Genomic DNA, 21,188 nt, shown 5'->3' with positions numbered 1-21,188 from the left:
TCCCTTTACTATTTTATTTTAATAAAAATCCTGTCGGAAACGGATCTGTAGAGTCTAATAGAAACGTCTGCATTCCTGTAATAAACCCTCTACTTTCAAAGCGAAAAATGTATCCTTGTTCTTCTTTCTTCACTTGTTCCACTGTTATAAAGCTATTAAATATACTTTCATTTTTAAAAGGTTTATCCGCTATATAATCATTTTTAAATAATGTATGAACATAAGATACAATAGTAGAAACAAAACCAGGCGAACGTACGATAAAGTTATCTTCATGAAATGTAATCGACTTTATATGGTTCTTTTCTGTTTGCATAGATTCTACTAAAATAAGTCTTTTTATTAATGACTGTTTTTGTATAGCTTGAAGTGTAACTTCACTCCATTTTTTTAATTTAGAGATATTTTCAATACTGATTTCTGGTGAATATGCATCCTTTTCTACAACTGCATATACTTTATCTGCCTGAATGAGAGAGTAACTTATATTACCAACTTGTAAATTTTTCTCAATCATATAACATAGTTTACTTTCAAACGAAACAGATACAACTTCATCATTCTCTACATACGCATGGATTGAAAATATACCAGATAGCGTTTCGATTTTGTATTGGTTCGTCTCTCTCTTTTTTAAATACCCGCTTTCTAGTAACATCGTTATGACTGCGACAATCCCCCCATAATGAAGCGGAATGGATCCTTCATGATTAAAAAATAATACAGCTGCATCGACTTCCATATGAATAGAAGGAACGACAATACACCCATTTAATCCGATAAAACCACGTGGCTCGTTTAATAAAAGCTGCATTTCTTCTGCTAATTCACCCGAAAATTGTTCGTTTAATTGCTCTAAACTGTAGTAGTATTTGCATGGTACATCTTTCATTACACGAAATGCTTCACCATTTACATGTACGTCTACTGCTGTATACATTTTTTGAATGTTCATTTTACATCCTCCGTTTCATGTTCCATCGGCGGAATTAGCAAAAAGCCTTCTTTCAGTGGGTCCTTTTCATTATAAAAAAATCTATGCATCCCCATAAGCCAAGCTGAACCTGTAATTTTCGTTACGACAGCTTCAATATTTTCTACAGATGTTTTATTTATGACGCACCCTTTAAATAAAGAGCCAACGATACTCTCATGAATAAACTCTTCATCCACTTCAATTTTTTGATTTGCGTATAATACAGCTAACTTCGCTGATGTTCCTGTACCACATGGAGAACGATCAATTCCTCCTGGCGGAACGACAACTGTATTTTTCACATGAGCACTTTCATGAGTAGGATCTGTATAAAATTCAATATGGGTTAACCCTCTAATAAACGAATACTGCGGATGAATGATTTCAAATTCCTCATTAATGATATTTCTAATATGAATTGCCTTATCGATAATTGTAGATGCATTTTCCGGTACTAACTCTAAACCTACTGACTTCGCATCGATAATGGCATAAAAATTCCCTCCATACGCAATATCTGCTTCTACAGTTCCAATCCCTTCAACTTGTACAATAATATGTTTCAATAAAAAAGCTGGTATGTTACAGAAAGAGACTTCTTTCGCTTTTCCATCTTGAACAAAGATATCCACTTCAACTAAGCCGGCTGGCGTGTCTAACTTTAACGAAGTAATCGGTTCAACTACAGGAATTAAACCTGATTCAATTAAAGCTGTACATACACCAATTGTATCGTGACCACACATCGGTAAATATCCACCTGTCTCTATGTATATAACACCAATATCTGCTTCAGGATGACATGGATCTGTTAATAGTGCTCCTGACATTACATCATGACCACGCGGTTCATTCATTAACAATTTGCGAATCCAGTCATACTCCTTTTTCATATGTAACATCTTCTCTGCCATCGTCTCTCCAATTAACTTTGGAAGTCCGCTTATCAATGTCCTCGTCGGATTCCCGCCCGTATGTGTATCAATCATCGTAAAGACTCTTTGTGACCTCATCCGTTTAACACCCTTTCTGTAAAACGACTCAAACGAAGTGGTTCAATAGGAATGATTGTTTCTTTTTCATTTAATAACTCTTCAATTACTTTTCCAGTAACCGCTGCAAGGCTAATGCCATCCCCTTCATGCCCCGCTGCGATAAAGTAGTTCGGGATATGTTCCACGCGTGAAATGATTGGCAAATGATCTTCTGTCCACGGGCGTAATCCCGCATATGAACGAATCACCATCATATCCGCCATTTTCGGATAAAAACGAATTGCTCTGTTTGCAATACATTTAATAACCTCGTTGTTTATCTTCGTATGAAAGCCTACAAACTCTCTACTACTACCAATTAAAAAATTTTGGCTTTCTGTCGGCTCAAACACAAGAGCTACCCCATATTTTTCAGTTAAAGCATCCACTTTTCGTTTTCCGCCAAATTTAGAAATTAAATAACCAAATTCCATTACTTTACGGCAACCAACGTGTTGTTGCCTTGAAGCTACTATAATATGTCCTTTTCTCGGTTCAATTGGTATATTTACATCAAGCATTTGTCCGATTTTCGGAGCCCACACACCGGCTGCGTTTACCACTTGTTTCGCAGTAAACGTCCCGTTAGTCGTTTCTACAATAAAGGAACCGTCTATATCTCTTTTCATTTCTTTTACTTCCGTATGATTAAAAGCTTTCGTACCAAATTTCTTCGATTCTGTAAGAAGTGAAAAAGCAAGGAGATATGGATTTACAGTCGAATCCGTTGCGCATTCTAACCCGCCTAATAAATCTTCTGCAAAAAATGGCGATTCTTCTCTTATATCTTGTCTATCAAGCATTCGAAACGGTAAGCCAACTTCTTTTTGACGATTCACCCATTGCTGCGCTGCTTCCATTTCTTCTTCTGACTCACATACGAGAATACTTCCAGGCGCCCTATATTCAAATGAGTGCTCTAACTCTTCACTTAATTCTGTTACTAATTTTTGACTAACTAAAGACATTTGACTATCAAAGCCTGGGTCTTTATCAATAGCCAAAATATTCCCGTCACACCGTGAAGACGTCCCACTGACAAATTCTCCTTTTTCAATGATTGTTACGTCTCTTCCGTATTTTGATGTGTAATAAGCGATAGAACAGCCTATAATACCACCGCCTATTATTAAAACGTCACAGTGCCTCACGTAGCACCCCTCCCTTCTTTTTCATCCCTCACTTTCTTTTATGCAATTGACGTGCCAACTGTACATATATACACTTTTTATAAAAAATATTTTTATTTGTAAAAATATTTTAAATTTATCGTAAATAGATGTATTATTTTTTTATCACTGTCAAAATTTTTATACATAATAGGAGGACAATATGGCATTCTCATTTCCTACAATAAAAGAATTTCTAAAAACTTTATCCATTGATTGTACATACAACATGCAACCTACCCAGCTAGTTAACGGAAAATTTTATTACCGCCCTTCTACTACAGAAGAATATAACTGCACAGTTATAGATGAAGATGACTCATTCACCGCTTTAATTGACGCGTTTTCTAATGAAATGGCCGTTATCGTAATGAACAAAAATAAAGAGCCTATATGCTGTATAACTGCTCAGCAAATCATTCCGTTTCTTATTAAGTCTTACAATGAACTACAATCTTTTTATAACACCGTAATACAAACAACGGATTCTTCTGTTACAGTTATCGATGATAAAGAATGTGTTCGTACTTGGACAGATGGCGCCGAAAAGATTTTTTCAGTCAACCATACTGAAATTATTGGACAACCTATCACTCGCTTTTTTGACTATAAAGATTTGGAAATTTTGCAATCATTACATGACGGAAAAAGCATAATCGCACAGTTCCATCAGCCTCGTCCAGATTTGTTCGTATTAATTAACTCAAACCCAGTTTATTGTAACGATGAAATTATAGGAGCAGTCGTTTCAGAAACAGATGTTACAAATCAAGTCGCTTTAAACGAAAAACTATTCAATATGTCACATGAAATGCACCGTTTAGAACAAGAGGTCGCAAAGTACAAAGATGAATCCGATCCTTTCCTTGCGATGAATGGAAAAAGTCCTGTTATACAAAGAACGATTCAATTAGCTAGAAAAGTTTGTTCGGTGAAATCAACTGTTTTAATACTCGGCGAAAGTGGTGTTGGAAAAGAAGTATTTGCAAAAGCGATTCATGAAGCAAGTGAATCAGCTAAGGCACCTTTTATTTCAATTAACTGCGGCGCCATCCCAGAAGCGTTATTTGAAAGTGAATTATTTGGGTATGAACGTGGGGCGTTTTCTGGTGCAAGTAGTAAAGGTAAAAAGGGTAAAATAGAGCTCGCGCAAGGCGGCACATTATTTCTAGATGAAATAGGAGAAATGCCGCTCGATATGCAAGTAAAGCTTTTGCGTGTACTACAAGAACGAAAATATTACCGAGTTGGTGGAGAAAAAGAGATTCATATTGATTTCCGTATTATCGCGGCTACAAATCGTGATTTAAAAGAAGAAATGAGAAAAGGCACGTTTCGAGAAGATTTATACTATCGCTTAAATGTAGTTAGTTTGCATATTCCACCGCTGCGCGAAAGACGCGAGGATATTATTGAATTAACCTACTCTTTCTTAAACGATTTTTCAATCAACTATAACAGACCAATTCGTGACTTACCTTCAAGCATTATGCATGAACTGCTTCATTACAATTGGCCAGGTAATATTCGTGAGCTTCGTAACGTTGTTGAAAGACTTGTCGTATTTGCGACTGATGGGATTATAAAACAAGAATATTTACCATTTCATACAACTGAAACGTTAGACAATCATACGGCTCATTCCCTATTACTCAGCAACAATCATACAATTCTCTCTTTACAAGAAGAGATGGATGAACATGAGAAAAAAGTCATCGAGAGGGCTTTACGCATTTTAAATGGGAATAAATTAGAATGCGCGAAACAGCTTGGTGTTACGAGGGCCACTTTATATAACCGCCTAAAAAAACTTGGGTTACAATAAACCTTCCTCCTCTATTTTGGCATAGTTTTTGCATAATAATTTGTGCAAACCGAACTAGAGGAGGAATACATATGACGAATAAAGATCACTTAATTGTTTGTCGATGTGAAGAAGTTACATACGGACAACTTCAATCGACAATTGCTGCATATAAATGCTCGGCAAGAGAATTAAAACTAAGAACACGTGCTGGCATGGGATTTTGCGGTGGCCGCACATGTAGAATGATGATAGATCGAATGATTGAAAGTGCAAATCCCGATGTAAACACTAATGAAATTCCATTAAAATATCAACCACCAGTACGCGCAGTTACCTTTGGAGCGGTAGGTGAAAATCAATGAATAGAATTACACATCACCCTATTTTAGGGAGTTTAAATAGTAGTAAGCGCATCACTTTCCAATTTAACGGGCAACAATATGAAGCCTATGAACATGAAACCATTGCGGCGGCTTTACTTGCAAACGGAATACGAACATTAAGAGTACATGAAGATAGCGGAACGCCGCGAGGTATTTACTGTAATATCGGGCATTGTTCTGAATGCCGCGTGACAGTAAACAATCAAACGAACGTACGAGCATGCTTAACTGTTGTAGAAAAAGATATGGTAGTTGATAGTGGTAAACAGCATCCAAATATCGTGAGAGAGATGGTGAAAAAGCGATGAACGATGTCATTATTATCGGAGCTGGACCAGCAGGTTTGTCAGCCTCCATCTCTTGTGCTCGTTTTGGACTAAATGTACTTGTTATTGATGAATTTATGAAGCCTGGCGGAAGGTTACTCGGACAATTACATCAAGAACCTACTGGAGAATGGTGGAATGGAATAGAAGAATCGAAGCGACTTCGTGAAGAAGCAAAATCACTTTCAGTTAATATGCGATGCGGCATTTCCGTCTATAATTTAGATAAAGATGAAAGTTCTTGGTTCGTACATACGAATATCGGTACGTTAGAAGCACCGTTCGTTTTACTTGCTACTGGCGCTGCTGAGTACTCTATCCCCCTTCCTGGTTGGACACTTCCAGGAGTCATGTCGATTGGTGCAGCCCAAGTAATGACAAATGTACATCGCGTTCAAGTTGGGCGAAAAGGAGTAATTATTGGCGCTAACATTTTGTCATTCGCTATTTTGAATGAATTACAACTAGCGGGAATTAAAGTGGAACATATCGTACTTCCTGAAAAAAGTGAATTAAATCAAAAGGCTGGTGAACCAGAAGAAGTTTTAAACTCTCTCTTACATGCTGCACACCTTGCTCCATCACCTTTATTACGTATAGGTAGTCGATTGATGAAATATAATTGGGTGAAACAAGCTGGATTAAACTTCTATCCAAATAACGGTATGAAAATAAATGGCACACCACTTCACCTTCGAAAAGCAGCTCTTGAAATTATCGGTACAGATCAAGTTGAAGGTGTACGCGTTGCTAATATTGATACGAAAGGAAACATCATAACTGGATCGGAACAAATATACGAGGCAGACTTCGTTTGTATTGCCGGTGGCTTATACCCTCTTGCTGAGCTTGCTGCTGTAGCTGGCTGTCCTTTCCGTTACATTCCGGAATTAGGCGGCCATGTTCCACTGCATTCCGAAACGATGGAAACCCCTCTTCCCGGTTTATTTGTAGCCGGCAATATAACTGGCATTGAAAGTGGGAAAATTGCAATGGCACAAGGAACTGTTGCTGGATATTCAATCGTAAAACAAGCAAATACAAAATCCCATTCGGTTGAACAACACTTGCAACAGGCGATCCAACATGTACATACCGTACGACAACAAGCTGCCATTCAATTTAACCCGATGATTGATCTCGGTAGACGGAAAATGAATGAAATTTGGCGTGATTATTCCCTGGCATATGCACATACTAAAAAGAGCTGCTGAGATTACTCTCAACAGCTCTTTTTTCTACTCATCTGAGTTATTAAACTTTGCTAATGCGTAAATGCCTTCTTCATCATCTAATTCAAGTTGTAGTCTTGCTGCGAATGAATTGACATTATATTCTCTGTCAAGCAATAAGCGTAGTGCTTCGATTAAGTTCGCTTGAATTAAAATTTGTTTGCGACCATTTACCTCTACTTCAGCAGAAAAGCCGTAATCATCATCATACATTAATTCAACTAAAACTTCTTCTGGACCAACTTGTCTTTTTTCAGCGATATATACGCAAAGTGCATTGATAAGTTCTTGTTCAGAAATTTTTATTGTTTCCAAGCTACTTCATCTGCCTTTTTCTTACGTTGATCTTTGAAGTATTTAAATGCACGAACTGCTAACATTACGATACCAGCCATTACTAACATATTTACCATAAACGCTAATACAGAACCAAGAGCTCCCATATTTGCAAATAAGCTACCCATTAGTAAACCACCAAGACCACCTAGTAATAAACCTTTCATAAAGCTTCCTTTATTACTTTTTGGTGCTGTGTTTGTTGCTTTTGTTTTTGAATCTGGAGTCGTTTTTTGTGAATTTACGTTACTATCTTTTTTGTTCAAATCAACTTTTGACTTTTGACCAGAACTTGGTGTGTATGATTTTTTACCAGATTTGTAACTCTTCGCTGCTGCGTGATCTACAAACATGAAGCTACTAGCTCCAAAGATAACCATGAATGCTGTCATTACTGCTACAAGTTTTTTCAACATATTATATCCATTCTCCTTTTATATAGATATATGTGAAATCTACCTTTCTAGTAAATTCAGAATGATAGATTTATTTTTAAGAACATTTTAAAGGTTCTTATGAACTTATTATATGAACTTTTGTCGAAATATGCAAGCATTATTTACTTACGACAGTTTGATGACAAAGGAAAAATTAAGCAAAACAGAATTGACTTTAAATGAAACAAAACATATTATAGGTTCATAAGAACTTTTTATTATTTTTGGAGGTGAAAAGATGGAAACATTTCATCTCACACGAAACGAAATGGCTACCCTTCTTCTATCTTTAAGAGGATGGAATACGAAAAAGCCTCTCGGTATTTTACAAGAAGCGTGGGCAAAGTCACATAAAAAAGATATTGAAAGCGGACAAAGCGTAACTGCTTTTATTACTACCGCACTTTCACCTATTTTTGAAAAACTGATTAAAATTGATGATACAGACGTCGGTTTTTCATTAAATGAAATAGTTGCGCTTGGAAATCAGATTGAAAATACAAGTTTCTCAGTAACGGCCATGCAAAACTGGGTGAAACGAGATATTAAAGAAATGATTGGCTCTCCTCAAAAAGGAAAAAAATATTCAATTGAACAAGCAGCCTTACTATTCATTGTTGAAGATTTAAAAACAGCACTTGATTTTGAATCCATTCGTAAGCTATTACGCCTTATCGTAAATGACCCAGCCGATCGAAGTGATGACTTAATCAATCCTGTTCATTTATATGGAGCATACTCTTCTCTATTTGAAGAACTCAACCAAGGGAATTGCTTACAACTAAATGCAACAGATACAATCCATACAATTGAAAATATCGTGAAAGAAAGAGCTGATCAAATTGCAAGCAAGTTCGATCAGGTTAATAACGAACAACGTGAAGCAATTCGTAACGCTATTATTATTGCGACCCTTTCTGTACATACCGCTTATGTACAAATGTTAGCGAAACGTTACGTAACAGCAACTTTGTTTTTACAAAATTTAGAAGTGAAACCGTAAAAAATAGGAGCAGAAATGCTTCTATTTTTTTATAACGAAAACAAGCATCAATCTGTTACATACTTAGAACAGGTTGATGCTTGTTTTTCTAAGTATTAATTATAAAAAAACATAATCGCCTATTATTAATTCAAAAATGATCATTTCATTCTATTATATTTCGAACAAGTTTTCTCGATAAATTTAATTCCCTCATCTTTGTAACTCTTTATAAATTTCGATTTGAGCTTTTGAGCTATTAGCAAAACTTAACCAACCCTGTCTCACACTACTAATATTTTCAGTTACCAAAAGTTCAACTATATCTAGATGTGAAACATTCGTTATTATCGATTTATTTATACCATTAACTTTAGCACCTGACATATACTTAGCGATCTCAGGGTTTAATGCAAAAGCAAAATCAATTACAGTAGCACCTTGCGGTAAGTTCACGGAATCTAACTTAGGAGTAAATACAACAATGTTATCTTGGAATAGTTCATATGATACTAAATCATAAGATTCAATCGCATCTTGAGTTACTAGATCATTTGTCTTAATAAAATGATTCATCAATTTATGAATTATATTTTGCATCTCCTTATCAGTTATACTTTTTGTAAGAATATGAAATACCCCTTTATCTCGTATCTCCTGATTTATTTTTGTTTCAATACATATCATTATTTCATGGTTATTGATTACCACTTTGGTCTTTAAGTATTTGTTTAATACATCACTTTCAATTGCTATGTTATCTTCAAATTGATGAGGAATTGGTTTGTATAGTTGATGTATAATTCCTAATATTTTATAACAGTCTAAATTACTTGAGACCGTGATGATTATTTTTGACACCACCGTAATGTCTTGAATATCTTGGAGACGAGAATAAGCTGTATAAATAGGACTTACTTCATAGTTAACTTCAAATATTAAAGGTGGATTTAGAAAATTATTTATATCTTGCATTATATTTTGAGACAAACCCTCTAATAACTTAACATAATTTTGTAAAAGTATTTTCATGCCCTTATATTTAGAATGATTAAGATAATAAAAACCTAAATCTTCTAACTCGTGTTGAATATGAAATAGCCCCAGCCTTTTACAAATCGGAGCGAAAATTTTGAGTGTTTCATTTGCATAAGGAACTTGTTTTTTTACAGCTTTTACCTGTAAAGTCCTCATGTTATGTAGACGATCTATTACTTTTATAATAGCTACTCTTATATCTCCTTGTGTAGCTAACAATAATTTCTTTAAATTTATTGCTTCATACTCTTCTTTATTAGGGATTTGTTTTTTATCAATTTTAGTTAATCCTTCTACAATATCAGCCACTTTTTTACCGAATATATCACGTATATACTCAATTGTATAATCTGTATCCTCCGCCACATCATGTAGTAATGCTGCAACTAAAGTGATAATATCTGCCTTACATTCTAACAAAATCTCTGTAACTGCAAATGGATGAGTAATATAGGGCTCACCCGAAACGCGAAATTGTCCTTCATGTGCTTTCTCAGAAACTAATATAGCTTTATGTAATTGTTCTATTTCTGCTTTATGTAGATATGAGGCCTTTTCTAATAATGCTTTTTTCATATTTTCACCTTCATCACGTTAATTTTCTATAAAATTTTATTAACATTATAATTCGTTATTCGAAAGTGAAGTACCTGTCTAGGTGATAAGAGAATATTTATGTTTTTATTCTCCTTGAATTATTTTTATATTTTTGAACCTATAAGCCACCCTTTGAAATACTTTTGTTTTTATCAGCCGAATCATACCTCTATCCCAAATAGAAAATAGTCCATAATTTTAATTCTTATTATGCATACATTACTCTTCTCACTTTGTAAATTAAAAGCCTATTACATTATCATTTATATATAAGAAATTTTTAATAATCTTTTCATTTTCTCTTCATGAAAACTAAGCTCATATCCTGTACTATACTACTTATGAGAGACATAAAAGAATTGAAATAGCAATCCCCTATACAAATAAGGTATAATCTACACATAGTGAACCTTTTATTTTATTAAGTAAAAGGTTCACCTATTCAAAAATACATAAACTAGAAGGTGCAACAATGGTAAGTAGTTTTATTCATTCAGTATTAACATTTTTTGAAGGATTAGGTTATTGGGGCATTATGCTTGGACTTATGATTGAGATTATTCCAAGTGAGATTGTTCTTGCTTATGCGGGATACTTAGTATTCAATGGTAGTATTTCATTTTTAGGCGCGGTTGTATTTGGTACAATTGGCGGTGTTATTGCTCAAATCTTTATTTATTGGATTGGACGATACGGTGGACGCCCTATTTTAGAACGTTATGGAAAATATATTTTTATTCATAAAAAACAAATTGATGCAGCTGAAGATTGGTTTAATCGTTACGGAACTGGCGTAATTTTTACAGCACGCTTCATTCCAGTAGTACGCCATGCAATTTCAATTCCTGCTGGTATTACAAAAATGTCATTCCTACGTTTCACTACATTAACAGCACTTGCAATCATCCCTTGGTCTATTATTTTCATTTATTTAGGTGAAAAACTAGGTGAGAATTGGGAGAATATTAACGAAGTTGCTGGACCATATGTGAAATCATTCGCAATTGGCGGCGTCATTCTTATTCTTTTATACTTCATCATTAAAAAATGGACGAAAAAACGTAAAAAGTTTGCTTAAGATAATAAAAAAACCGCTATACATTCATTACGAACTATAGCGGTTTTTTATATTAAAATTGACTAATCTTTCAAAATCACAAGCAAATCCTTCAGTTTAACATTTACATGGATAAGCAACAATTCATTCATTCCTTTCGTATATTATATCAAAAAGGAGTGATTCCCCTATGCATTGGCAACAAAAAATATCATACTTAATCGGACGCCCTATCGGTATTTCCTTCATAAATGGGCAGGGAACTTCTGGTGTATTATGTTCAGCACATGATGGTCAATTATATGTGTATGAATACCTTTATCAAGCTCAATTCGCAATGAAGCATTATGATTTTAGACAAATTCAAGATATACATGCCTTTCCGAATTGCCCACATCAAAATCCTCTATACTAAAAAAAGGAACAGCTTATAGCCGTTCCTTTTTCTCCACACTTATTTTTCAGTATAAAAGTTATGCACTGCTTCATCAAAGTAAATCCAGCCTTTCCAACCTAAATGAATTGTATCTTTTAAGAAATACTTATCATATTCATGGCCAGAAAAATCAACTACTGGGTATCCTGCTTTCTCAACTTGTTCCCGAACTTTTTTATAATACACTTCGCGGCGTTCTTTAGGGAAACCAGCGTAATCATACCACGGTCCATTTACAGGTACAGAAATGAATAGTGGCTTAACATTTTTCTCTTTAAATATATTTAAAACAATTTGTAAGTCATCATATTCTGGTGATTCTTCATATGATTCATTTGCTCTAAAGTTTTTTAAACCTTTTAATTTTTTCTTCAAATTATGTTTATAGTAATACGGATTTTCAATTCCGAATGTGTTTGTAGTAGATTCCAATTTACCTTCTTCTTCTGCATGTTTACGTGCATCTACCCAAGATATTGAACGTAGTCCCATATTAGTTTTTTCTTTCATCGGTTCAATCTTAAATAAGGAGTTAAATAAATCTCTATGATCTAAAATATTACGATGCATATAAGCAAGTGGTTTAACTAAACCTGCTTTTACGTTATGTTTCGTATCATTATATACAATACCTTCTAATGAATTTTTTAATATATCATCTTCTTGAACAACTTTATAATCTAATAGTCGTTTCGCAATTTGCTTCTTCATTTCAACATTTATTGTATCATTAAAAATAAAATGATATGCTTGTTGCTTAGAGAAATTGTTCGTAAAATCCCCTTGTGATACCCCTGTCTTTGTAAACCATTGTGGTGATAAAACAAAGACTACTTTTTTACCTTCTAACTCCTCCATTGTAGACGTCATATTTAATATATGAGCTAAACTTTGCGTACCGCCAATCCCCATTAAATATGGCGTAAAACCTGCCGGATTTACTTTAAAGTAATTAGATGGATGATATGCATCCATTCGTAAAAATTCAGATGAACCATACATCGGTAAATACTGCGAATTCTCTAACATTTTTTGCTGTAAGAAAACACTTTGTAGTTTTTCTTTTTGTAAGGAAGTTGCCGCATCTTCTACCTTCTTTTCACTAATAAGTGATACTAAACTTTTCGATGGGATTAATATGATAATGAAAAAAAGCACACACGCTAAAATTATGGGACCAAAAGCATGCTTCATTTTCATCGTCTCTTCCTCTTTCTAACGCTATTAAATTGTAACCCTTGTTTTTGACACGCCATCATTTCTCTCCTTTTTCTCTATACATGTTCCATTCTATTTATCTATTATATACATGTATGTATTTCCTTCCTTGTCTTATTAAGTCCTATATAAATAGCACAAGAAAATGTTTCCATAGAAACACGTTAATTATACAAGATTCTACATACATTTCACACTGGAATTTTAGTAATAATTTTATTTTTAAACAGTTAAAAAACATAGAAAATGTCTATCATTCATCTAATGATGTATGGAGTTCAAAGTACGATAATAAACGCCCGCTATGATCAACATCATGAGTATATGTAAAACCTAACTTTCGTAAAATTTTTTTCGAATTCTCATTTGCTACCTTTACTCTAGCAATTATTCTTTTTACATTCATAGTCTCTATTGCATATTGAATGGAAGCCTCTACTGCTTCTGATGCATATCCATTCCCCCAATATTCTGGGGCAAGGAGATACATAATTTCTATTTCACCTGCTTCATTTACCTTTCTTAAACCACAATGTCCTAAGAGCTTTCCTGTATTTCTATTAACTAACAACCATACCCCAAAACCATACTGTTCCCAATGTGATATTAGCTGCATAATATAGTCATTTGCTTCTCCCTTTGACATTCCCCTTGATTTAGCAAGCCATTTGCCAACAGCTTCTTCCTTTAATATGCTATAAAATTGATCAATATCTTCTATAATGGGTTTTCTCATGAATAACCTTTTTGTATGTATTACTTTCTTTTCTTCAAACATAAAACTTCATTCCCCTCCACATACTGTATACAGACTAGTAAATTATAACATGGACTATTTATCCAATTTTAACTAAGAAAAAACAGACAATCACATACGTGAAGTCTGTTTCTCCATAATTTTATTTCTGCACATCTGCCCATTTTAAACTTGTAGCTGGACCGAATTGATGTACATATAAATCTTTCACATGCGGCTTTTGTAAGTATGATAATCCGCGCTGGAATACCGGTGCAATTACTGCGTCATCCAGTAGCATTTTTTCAGCATCTTGCATCGCTTTCCAACGAGCATTTTCATCATTACCTAATTCTGTTTTGATCTTCTTAATTAACGCATCATATTCTGGATTTGCATATTCTGTATTGTTCACACTACTGCCAGAAAGGAATACTTCTAAGTAAGTCATTGGATCTGGATAATCCGGTAACCAGCGTGATAATGACATTTCATATTCTTTCTTCTTCTCTAACGCTAGTTTTTGCGTGTGTGGTTGTAATTTTACATTTACCTTTAAGCCTGGTAAGTTTTTCTCTAGTTGCTCTTTAATGTATTCTCCTACTTTTTTGAAGTTTTCTAAGTCATAGTTTAATAACTCAAGCGTCACTTCATTTGTACCTGTCTCTTGCTTCGCCTTTTCCCAATATTCTTTCGCCTGTTTTACATCAGTCTTATTAAACTCACCAGCCGTACTTCTAAAATCCTTTTTATCTGGACCTTTTAAAAATCCTTTTGGTACGTAATAGTTTGCAGCAACTGAACCATCATTTAAAAACGAAGTCGCAAGTCCTTTCTTATCAAACACTGTACTTAGCGCAAGACGTGCATTTTTATTTTTAAGAATCGGTACATTTTCATTGAATCGGAAGAAGTACATAACCGGATCTGTATATTGTTTTAGCTCTTTATTATTTGTATATTTATCTACGAATTCTGTAGAAATGACAGCTCTATCAACTTTATCTGTTTCATATAAATTTACTGCAGTTGAAATTTCTTTAACAATTTGATAGTTTACTTCATCTAGCTTTACTTCTTTTTTATCCCAATACTTATCGTTTTTCTTCATTGTAAAACTCGCTTCATGCTTCCAATCCGATAATGTAAATGGTCCGTTATACACCGCTTTATTTGCTTCTAATCCGTATTTATCACCTTGTTCTTTCGCATATTTTTCGTTAATTGGATAGAAGGACGGTAAAATAAGTAATTTCGTAAAATACGGCACTGGATGTTCTAGTTCTACAACGAATGTTTTATCATTCGTCGCTTTTACTCCTAATTCCTCTAACCCTAATTGTTTCTTATTTATTTTCTCCGCATTTTTCACATCGTACGCAATGTATGCATATTGAGAAGCGGTATCCGGATTAATAAGCTGCTTCCAAGCGTATACGTAATCTTGTGCTGTTACTGGATCTCCATTAGACCATTTCGCTTCACGCAAGTGGAATGTATATGTTTTCCCATCCTTACTCACTTCATATTTTTGTGCTCCAGCCTCAATCACTTCATCATTTTTTGATAAGCGGAATAATCCTTCCATTACATTATTCAAAACGTTAAACGATACCGCATCTGTTACTTTCCCTGAATTTAAAGACGGAATTTCACCCGTTTCTAGTAACTGTAATACTTTCTTCTCATCTTTCGGCTTTGTCGTTGTTTTTTCTTTTGCGCAGCCAACTAAGAATGAAGAAACTAATAGAGTACTAATTAATGAGTAACGAACAACTTTTTTCATTTGAAAACCCCCTCTATTTTTTAAGGTAAGTAACGACGAGCACCAGCGTATTCTTCTATATATCCTGGTGTGTTTAGCGGTATAATCTCTACCGATCTTTCAGCTCTCGGTGAGTGAAGCATATTCCCATCACCAATATACATAGCTACATGATGAACACTACCTTTTCCTTGCTCATGTGCAAAGAAGATTAAATCTCCTTTTTGTAAATGTTCTTTATCAACCGCAACTCCATTCCTCGATTGCGGACCAGAATCCCGCGGAATTGTAATACCGTGTGATTTATAAATCGTATGTGTAAATCCAGAGCAATCAAATCCGAAACCACTTGTACCAGCCCAAATATACGGTAATCCTAAAAACATTTTTCCAGTGTTTATTAAATCATCAGCCGCCGGAGTTGGAATATCATTTTGAGAACGGTAAACTGCGCCATCATTTTTACGTAGCCAAGCTTTCTGTCCGTTTGGTAACAACACGCGGTATGAAATTGTATCTTCACTAAGTAGCGGCAGTCGCGTATTATAGCTCACTTCAAGCGATTTATGTTTTTCAGAAGGATTTATATATATAATAGCTGTCGGTTTCGTTACTAATACGAAAGGTTCATTTGTTTTATCGGCAAATTCTTGATTATATGTTAATTGTTTTTCAGGCATCCACCCTGGATAACCTTCTTCGTTTCGTGGTGTTGGCTGACCATGGACTAACACTTTCACCCAGTCCCCTTTTTTATCAACAACCGTTACTTCTTGACCTAATAGCGCTTGCGTTTCTAATTTATTTGCATTTGTTAACCAAAGTTTCTCGTCAAGCGTCATCGATTTCGTCCACTTCCACAAATCAACTGGATTTGTAGCGCTCGGTACATCAATTGGCCGTAATGAATCAGGTGTAGTCCAAAGTGTTGCGGCAGATACATCGATAAACGCTTTACTCTCTTTCTTCTCTTCAGCATGTGCTGATGTAAACGATGAAAATATAAATAAAGTTGTTAAAAATGCAGTTCCTACTTTTTTCATATATATCCCCCTTAAAAGATAGTTTACTAATCTCTTCTCCTAAGATTTACTATTCACTGTCGATTGAAGGTTTACCTTTGATCCAGAATACGTCATTCCTTCCGGTTCTTCCATTAACCAAAGCGGTGCATCCAGATCGAAGTAATGAATATTAGGATGTGCAGCAGCTAAATGGGCTACAGCGCTAACAGAAAGTGAAGATTCCATCATACTTCCGACCATACATTTTACACCAGCTGTTTCGGCAATATCGGCAATACGCCACGCTTCACGTATGCCACCACATTTCATTAATTTAATATTGAGCAAGTCTGCATATCCTCCTTGAACAATTTTCAATGCATCACTCGCTGAAAATATGCTTTCATCTGCCATAATGGGCGTTTGTACATGATCTTTGACATACTTTAATCCATCCCAATCTTTCGCATGAACAGGTTGTTCAATAAATTCGATGTTTAAATTTCGATTTTCCATCTCTTTAATGATCGTAACCGCTTCTTTTGGATTCCACCCTTGATTTGCATCTAATCGTAACGTCGTATTTTTTGGTACACTATTTCGAATTGCTTCAATACGTTCTAAATCTAAATGAGCAGATTTTCCCACTTTAATTTTTAAAGTTTGAAATCCTTTTTCTACATGTTGCTTTGCCTCTTTCGCCATAATAAAAGGCTCATCTACACTCACCGTAATATCTGTATGAATTTCTTTCTTCCCGCCTAATAATGCGTAAAGTGGAACGTTTTGGTGTTGACAATACACATCATATAAAGCAATATCTACCGCCGCTTTCGCACTTGGATTTCCAATACAACTCATTTGAATGTGCTGCAGTAACTGCTGAAATTGAATGATATCTTGACCAATTAAACAGGAACGCATCGGTCCTAAAATTGCTTCTTCAATCCCGTTAGCGAAATCCCCCGTAATAACTGGTGTTGCGGCTGCAGCACCCTTGCCAATAACTCCTTCATCTGTATGAATATATACATCTATACTTTCTATTTCAGTTACTGTACGAAGCGCCGTTTTAAACGGTGTATGCAGATTTACACGTCTACGATTTACTTTTACATCGGTAATTTTCATATTGTTCATCCTTTCGTTGTCTGACAAAGTGGAACCTTAATCCCGGAAAAATAATTAATTTTTTGGGAACAATAAATCTCCTCTTTCGCTTACTTTTCATGTAAGAAGTTAATGTGAAATAAAAAAATCCAGCCATAAGAAGATTCTTATGGCTGGATTTTGTCTAGGAATGGGTAGACAAAGCAGCGATTTGATTATATTTTTTCTGTGCATCTTTTAATGCTACAAGTAGTGCTTTTTGAGACGAACCGAAGTATCTATTTTTTATTTCTGTTACCAATAGTGGATCATTAATATTTTTATGTAGAAACAAATATTTAACGAATTGTGATGTTAATGCAATTGTCGCTGAGCAATCTGCATCTACAATTTCCCCTGTCTCCTTAACAAGTACAAACGCTACAAAATAACTTTTGAACTTTTCGGTAATAGGATTATTTTGGGGTGCTTTTGCATCCCCTACGATATAAATTGTATTTGAAGCGTACACAGCTATCGTCCTTTCTAATACGGGATAACGGTTTTCTTAATAGTCGTATGAGTGATAAACTCAACGTTGATTAAAAAATGTATCCGCTTATCTTGTATTATAATACAATTGACAGAATTTTAACAACATTTATTTCGGTGTATATTCCATAATTATAAAAACAGCTCAAACTCTTCATTTTTACAATATGTGATTGTTACTTGTACCATGCCATTCATACATGAAAAAACAGCTAGCAATCGCTAACTGTTCTATTACACTACTTCGGCAACACAAATATAGTTTCATTTGACTTAGAAAATTGATATTCTTTTCTCGCAAACTTCAAAATTTCTTCCTCATCGTCTGTTAAATTTTCTATGTTAGTCTTTAAAGAATCCTGATCTTTCTTTAAAGAGACCAATTGTTTTTTTTGATTCGTTATAGTATCTTTTTTTTCTACGATTATTTCTTGTTGTTTCGTTAAAATAAATTGAAGGTACAAAGTAGCCGCCGCAATAAATATAAACATGAATATAAATCGTCTTAGTTTTTTCTTATTAATTGCTCGCTTCTCATTAGGCTGTGATAGTTGCTCTTCTATATTAGGAACATTTATTCGCTTGAGTTTCCTCATTATGAAATCCCCCTAACACATATATTTTCACTACCCTCGGCATAATCCCTTACTAACTATAATTCTATTCTTATAAAATAAGCTCCTTCACAAAAATATCTTACAAATTAACCAATTAAAGATAGCATTCGACGACATTTCCATATTTACTTTGAATTTTTTTATGTATGCTGCCATAAAATAGTAGTTTCTGTTATTCTTTTTCTATTATTGTAGAAGAGTTTTTTTACACACAAAATACCTTCCCTACATATCGATGTTATAACATGCTTACAAGGAGGAAAAATATGCATTACCGTACATTAGGTAAAACTGGAATAACTGTCTCTGAAATAGGTTTTGGGGCATGGGCAATCGGTGGTGATGAATGGGGACCTGTTAACGATAAACAATCTATAACCGCTATAAAAAAAGCAATTGAGTGTGGTGTGAATTTTATTGATACTGCAGATGTGTATGGTTTAGGACATAGTGAAAAGTTAGTGTCTACCGCAATTAAAGGACATCGTAATGATATTATCCTATCAACGAAAGGCGGTTTAATCGGACATCACTACGATCCGAATGGAGAACCTGTATATGATACTCCCGAAAAAATCATCGCCGTATTTGAAACAAGTTTACAACGTCTTCAAACAGATTACATCGATCTTTATTTTTGTCATATTTGGTGGCATAACCGTAGAGAAACAGAAGCATTTTTACGTGCATTTGAAGTATTAAAACGTGATGGAAAAGTAAGAGCAGTCGGTGTTTCGACACATGATTTACAATACATTCGTCATTTCAATAAAAACAATGAAATTGACATCGTACAACTTGATTACAATATATTGAATCAAAAACCAGAAAATGATATTTTGCCATTCTTACAAGAAAAAAATCTAGGGGCTGTTATTCGTGGGCCGTTAAAAATGGGTATTTTAACTGGAAAATTCACAAATAAAACAACTTTTCCAAATGGAGATTTACGCAAAGATTGGCCAAATGAAAATTGGTTTCAAGAAGACTTACAAAAGGTAGAGAAACTTCGGTTGCTCTCAAATAAAAATCAGACCTTAGGGCAACTTGCACTTCGCTATATACTCACTCATCCAGCAGTGAGTGTTGTAATCCCAGGTGCAAAAACAGAAAAACAAGCACTAGAAAATGCAAATGCGTCTGTTCGCCCTATTTTGAGTGATGAGGAGATTAGCTATATTCAATCAATTTAAAAAAGCCCGGCCTGGGCTTTTTAATTTTGTAAATCAATATCATATTCCATACTTTTAGCTGTTTCCTCAACAATCTCCACACCTAACAAATTTTTTACAATATGAAATGACATGTTAATACCAGCTGAAATACCGGCAGATGTAATAATGTGTCCTTCATCTACAAATTTCACATTCTCCATTACTTCTACATTCGGATAATCTTTTTTGAAAGTTTGAATACTAGCCCAATGCGTTGTTGCTTTTAAGCCTTCTAGTAAACCGGCTTTCGCAAGTAATAGCGCTCCCGTACAAACTGATGTCATTAGCTTTACTTCTTTCATTTGCTGACAAACCCAATTTATTATAATATCATTTTTCACTTCATTTTCCCGAACGCCTTTTCCACCGGGAATGATTAAAATATCAACTGGTGGGAAATCTTCAATACTATAATCCGGTTTTACCTTTAATCCGTTTCTTGCTGTAATCATTTCTCCATTTTGGCTAACTGTATACACAGTAAATGGTTTTTCTTCATCCGCTTCGGTTACGGAAAAAACTTCAAATGGCCCAGCAAAGTCTAACACTTCTACCTCGTTAAATAAAAATATGCCCACACTCCATTTATTTATCATACGTTCACTTCCTGTTTTAAATGATGTAAAAGGTGATCATGTCCTTTTTCTAATGCAATATAATATGCTGTTTTCCCATCATTTTTCTTAATCATTTTATTAGCTCCATTTTTAAGAAGCAATACAATAATTTCTTCATTTCCTAATAATGCTGCTTCGTGGAGACCCGTCCAACCACCACTTTGTATAACATTTACATCTGATCCTTTTTCAATTAAGAAAGCAACAAGTTCACTTTTCTTATTCGCGATTGCCGCTTGTAAAGGGGTATTTTCATTTTCGTTTTTTGCTCTAATATGTATATCTGCACCACTTTCTAACAGAAAACTTGCTAGCTCTTTTTGTCCAAAATAAGCTGCTAAATGAAGGAGCGTCCAACCATCTTCACTAAATTCGTTAACAGCACTTGGGTTTGTCTTTACGAACTCCACCACTTCTTCCTTATTACCACTTATAACAGCTTGAAATATTGATTGTAAAATCCCCATAATAATCTCCCACCTATTAAAATATTAAAGTATGCTCTTTAGTATGTTCTATGAATTATTATATTTTCCTGTCAAAACATTAGTTTACATAATATTATT

General features: G+C 34.5%; 23 protein-coding genes. 8 read left to right on the top strand and 15 right to left on the bottom strand.

The features are described from left to right. Positions 1–13 precede the first annotated feature (13 nt). The 3 genes from DN394_RS21280 to DN394_RS21270 are packed head-to-tail and all read right to left on the bottom strand — an operon-like array spanning position 14 to position 3,161. On the bottom strand, positions 14–955 hold the full coding sequence (locus DN394_RS21280; RefSeq protein ID WP_097994106.1) for a proline racemase family protein: 942 nt from the start codon (positions 953–955) through the stop codon (positions 14–16). Beyond that, positions 952–1,989 carry a proline racemase family protein gene (locus tag DN394_RS21275; RefSeq protein ID WP_149294214.1) on the bottom strand — a complete coding sequence of 346 codons (1,038 nt, stop codon included), beginning with the start codon at positions 1,987–1,989 and terminating at the stop codon, positions 952–954. Before DN394_RS21275 ends, DN394_RS21280 begins: the two co-directional genes overlap by 4 nt. Next, a complete protein-coding gene (locus DN394_RS21270) occupies positions 1,986–3,161 on the bottom strand; it encodes an NAD(P)/FAD-dependent oxidoreductase (protein ID WP_001215279.1) in 1,176 nt (391 codons plus the stop codon). Before DN394_RS21270 ends, DN394_RS21275 begins: the two co-directional genes overlap by 4 nt. Positions 3,162–3,342: 181 nt before the next feature. On the opposite strand from DN394_RS21270, the gene DN394_RS21265 reads away from it, so the two are divergent. The 4 genes from DN394_RS21265 to DN394_RS21250 all read left to right on the top strand — a co-directional run bounded on the left by DN394_RS21265 (position 3,343) and on the right by DN394_RS21250 (position 6,909). After that, a complete protein-coding gene (locus tag DN394_RS21265) occupies positions 3,343–5,004 on the top strand; it encodes a sigma-54 interaction domain-containing protein (protein ID WP_097916809.1) in 1,662 nt (553 codons plus the stop codon). A 71-nt stretch (positions 5,005–5,075) separates the two neighbouring features. Further along, on the top strand, positions 5,076–5,348 hold the full coding sequence (locus DN394_RS21260; RefSeq protein WP_000182228.1) for a (2Fe-2S)-binding protein: 273 nt from the start codon (positions 5,076–5,078) through the stop codon (positions 5,346–5,348). After that, positions 5,345–5,677: a (2Fe-2S)-binding protein gene (locus tag DN394_RS21255; protein WP_001080017.1), complete on the top strand. Its 333-nt coding sequence runs from the start codon at positions 5,345–5,347 to the stop codon at positions 5,675–5,677. Before DN394_RS21260 ends, DN394_RS21255 begins: the two co-directional genes overlap by 4 nt. Further along, positions 5,674–6,909, top strand: coding sequence for an NAD(P)/FAD-dependent oxidoreductase (locus tag DN394_RS21250; RefSeq protein WP_149294213.1), 1,236 nt, complete (start codon positions 5,674–5,676; stop codon positions 6,907–6,909). Before DN394_RS21255 ends, DN394_RS21250 begins: the two co-directional genes overlap by 4 nt. Before the next feature lie 24 nt (positions 6,910–6,933). On the opposite strand, the gene DN394_RS21245 is transcribed toward DN394_RS21250, so the two are convergent. Continuing rightward, on the bottom strand, positions 6,934–7,242 hold the full coding sequence (locus DN394_RS21245) for a YxcD family protein (RefSeq protein WP_000447755.1): 309 nt from the start codon (positions 7,240–7,242) through the stop codon (positions 6,934–6,936). Continuing rightward, positions 7,230–7,679 carry a hypothetical protein gene (locus tag DN394_RS21240; protein ID WP_000914483.1) on the bottom strand — a complete coding sequence of 150 codons (450 nt, stop codon included), beginning with the start codon at positions 7,677–7,679 and terminating at the stop codon, positions 7,230–7,232. The genes DN394_RS21245 and DN394_RS21240 overlap by 13 nt, the downstream gene beginning before the upstream one ends. A gap of 259 nt (positions 7,680–7,938) precedes the next feature. Between DN394_RS21240 and DN394_RS21235 the strand changes: the two genes are divergently transcribed. Further along, a complete protein-coding gene (locus DN394_RS21235) occupies positions 7,939–8,703 on the top strand; it encodes a DUF1836 domain-containing protein (protein ID WP_000447226.1) in 765 nt (254 codons plus the stop codon). 192 nt (positions 8,704–8,895) lie between these two features. Here the strand turns inward: DN394_RS21235 and DN394_RS21230 are convergent, their stop codons facing one another. Next, positions 8,896–10,296 carry an HD domain-containing protein gene (locus tag DN394_RS21230; protein WP_149294212.1) on the bottom strand — a complete coding sequence of 467 codons (1,401 nt, stop codon included), beginning with the start codon at positions 10,294–10,296 and terminating at the stop codon, positions 8,896–8,898. A 493-nt stretch (positions 10,297–10,789) separates the two neighbouring features. Between DN394_RS21230 and uptA the strand changes: the two genes are divergently transcribed. Together uptA and DN394_RS21220 are read left to right on the top strand one after the other, a co-directional pair. Further along, entirely contained in the window at positions 10,790–11,395 is a 606-nt protein-coding gene (gene uptA, locus DN394_RS21225) for an undecaprenyl phosphate transporter UptA (RefSeq protein WP_046954141.1), read from the top strand. Positions 11,396–11,564: 169 nt separating this feature from the next. Next, positions 11,565–11,789, top strand: coding sequence for a hypothetical protein (locus tag DN394_RS21220; RefSeq protein ID WP_046954142.1), 225 nt, complete (start codon positions 11,565–11,567; stop codon positions 11,787–11,789). Between the two features lie 39 nt (positions 11,790–11,828). Here the strand turns inward: DN394_RS21220 and dltD are convergent, their stop codons facing one another. The 7 genes from dltD to DN394_RS21185 form a co-directional block, all read right to left on the bottom strand. Then, a complete protein-coding gene (dltD, locus tag DN394_RS21215; protein WP_098208878.1) occupies positions 11,829–13,010 on the bottom strand; it encodes a D-alanyl-lipoteichoic acid biosynthesis protein DltD in 1,182 nt (393 codons plus the stop codon). 271 nt (positions 13,011–13,281) lie between these two features. Then, on the bottom strand, positions 13,282–13,806 hold the full coding sequence (locus tag DN394_RS21210; protein WP_098953539.1) for a GNAT family N-acetyltransferase: 525 nt from the start codon (positions 13,804–13,806) through the stop codon (positions 13,282–13,284). A gap of 121 nt (positions 13,807–13,927) precedes the next feature. Continuing rightward, complete coding sequence (locus tag DN394_RS21205; RefSeq protein ID WP_097994096.1) at positions 13,928–15,550, bottom strand: peptide ABC transporter substrate-binding protein; 1,623 nt, start codon at positions 15,548–15,550, stop codon at positions 13,928–13,930. A gap of 20 nt (positions 15,551–15,570) precedes the next feature. Beyond that, positions 15,571–16,572 (bottom strand): C40 family peptidase, encoded by a 1,002-nt coding sequence (locus DN394_RS21200; protein ID WP_097994094.1) that lies wholly within the window; start codon positions 16,570–16,572, stop codon positions 15,571–15,573. A gap of 39 nt (positions 16,573–16,611) precedes the next feature. Then, a complete protein-coding gene (locus tag DN394_RS21195; RefSeq protein WP_131932393.1) occupies positions 16,612–17,673 on the bottom strand; it encodes a dipeptide epimerase in 1,062 nt (353 codons plus the stop codon). 154 nt (positions 17,674–17,827) lie between these two features. After that, on the bottom strand, positions 17,828–18,154 hold the full coding sequence (locus DN394_RS21190; protein WP_000271317.1) for a DUF3870 domain-containing protein: 327 nt from the start codon (positions 18,152–18,154) through the stop codon (positions 17,828–17,830). 259 nt (positions 18,155–18,413) lie between these two features. After that, a complete protein-coding gene (locus DN394_RS21185) occupies positions 18,414–18,770 on the bottom strand; it encodes an FtsB family cell division protein (RefSeq protein ID WP_001228712.1) in 357 nt (118 codons plus the stop codon). 287 nt (positions 18,771–19,057) lie between these two features. Between DN394_RS21185 and DN394_RS21180 the strand changes: the two genes are divergently transcribed. Continuing rightward, a complete protein-coding gene (locus DN394_RS21180; protein ID WP_098208882.1) occupies positions 19,058–19,984 on the top strand; it encodes an aldo/keto reductase in 927 nt (308 codons plus the stop codon). Positions 19,985–20,004: 20 nt separating this feature from the next. Here DN394_RS21180 and DN394_RS21175 read toward each other — a convergent pair whose 3' ends face one another. Next, positions 20,005–20,601 (bottom strand): DJ-1/PfpI family protein, encoded by a 597-nt coding sequence (locus DN394_RS21175; protein WP_046954148.1) that lies wholly within the window; start codon positions 20,599–20,601, stop codon positions 20,005–20,007. After that, complete coding sequence (locus tag DN394_RS21170) at positions 20,598–21,089, bottom strand: ankyrin repeat domain-containing protein (RefSeq protein ID WP_098208884.1); 492 nt, start codon at positions 21,087–21,089, stop codon at positions 20,598–20,600. Before DN394_RS21170 ends, DN394_RS21175 begins: the two co-directional genes overlap by 4 nt. Positions 21,090–21,188 lie beyond the last annotated feature (99 nt).

Origin of the sequence: Bacillus sp. BB081, from assembly GCF_008368895.1 — a bacterium.
Classification (GTDB): Bacteria; Bacillota; Bacilli; order Bacillales; family Bacillaceae_G; genus Bacillus_A; species Bacillus_A wiedmannii.
This window is presented reverse-complemented; position numbering and strand designations above follow the sequence as displayed.

Coding starts and splice junctions, on each gene's coding strand:
- DN394_RS21280 (WP_097994106.1), bottom strand. CDS start 955: ATGAACATTCAAAAAATGTATACAGCAGTAGACGTACATGTAAATGGT.
- DN394_RS21275 (WP_149294214.1), bottom strand. CDS start 1,989: ATGAGGTCACAAAGAGTCTTTACGATGATTGATACACATACGGGCGGG.
- DN394_RS21265 (WP_097916809.1), top strand. CDS start 3,343: ATGGCATTCTCATTTCCTACAATAAAAGAATTTCTAAAAACTTTATCC.
- DN394_RS21260 (WP_000182228.1), top strand. CDS start 5,076: ATGACGAATAAAGATCACTTAATTGTTTGTCGATGTGAAGAAGTTACA.
- DN394_RS21255 (WP_001080017.1), top strand. CDS start 5,345: ATGAATAGAATTACACATCACCCTATTTTAGGGAGTTTAAATAGTAGT.
- DN394_RS21250 (WP_149294213.1), top strand. CDS start 5,674: ATGAACGATGTCATTATTATCGGAGCTGGACCAGCAGGTTTGTCAGCC.
- DN394_RS21240 (WP_000914483.1), bottom strand. CDS start 7,679: ATGTTGAAAAAACTTGTAGCAGTAATGACAGCATTCATGGTTATCTTT.
- DN394_RS21235 (WP_000447226.1), top strand. CDS start 7,939: ATGGAAACATTTCATCTCACACGAAACGAAATGGCTACCCTTCTTCTA.
- DN394_RS21230 (WP_149294212.1), bottom strand. CDS start 10,296: ATGAAAAAAGCATTATTAGAAAAGGCCTCATATCTACATAAAGCAGAA.
- uptA (WP_046954141.1), top strand. CDS start 10,790: ATGGTAAGTAGTTTTATTCATTCAGTATTAACATTTTTTGAAGGATTA.
- DN394_RS21220 (WP_046954142.1), top strand. CDS start 11,565: ATGCATTGGCAACAAAAAATATCATACTTAATCGGACGCCCTATCGGT.
- dltD (WP_098208878.1), bottom strand. CDS start 13,010: ATGAAAATGAAGCATGCTTTTGGTCCCATAATTTTAGCGTGTGTGCTT.
- DN394_RS21210 (WP_098953539.1), bottom strand. CDS start 13,806: ATGTTTGAAGAAAAGAAAGTAATACATACAAAAAGGTTATTCATGAGA.
- DN394_RS21205 (WP_097994096.1), bottom strand. CDS start 15,550: ATGAAAAAAGTTGTTCGTTACTCATTAATTAGTACTCTATTAGTTTCT.
- DN394_RS21200 (WP_097994094.1), bottom strand. CDS start 16,572: ATGAAAAAAGTAGGAACTGCATTTTTAACAACTTTATTTATATTTTCA.
- DN394_RS21195 (WP_131932393.1), bottom strand. CDS start 17,673: ATGAACAATATGAAAATTACCGATGTAAAAGTAAATCGTAGACGTGTA.
- DN394_RS21185 (WP_001228712.1), bottom strand. CDS start 18,770: ATGAGGAAACTCAAGCGAATAAATGTTCCTAATATAGAAGAGCAACTA.
- DN394_RS21180 (WP_098208882.1), top strand. CDS start 19,058: ATGCATTACCGTACATTAGGTAAAACTGGAATAACTGTCTCTGAAATA.
- DN394_RS21175 (WP_046954148.1), bottom strand. CDS start 20,601: ATGATAAATAAATGGAGTGTGGGCATATTTTTATTTAACGAGGTAGAA.
- DN394_RS21170 (WP_098208884.1), bottom strand. CDS start 21,089: ATGGGGATTTTACAATCAATATTTCAAGCTGTTATAAGTGGTAATAAG.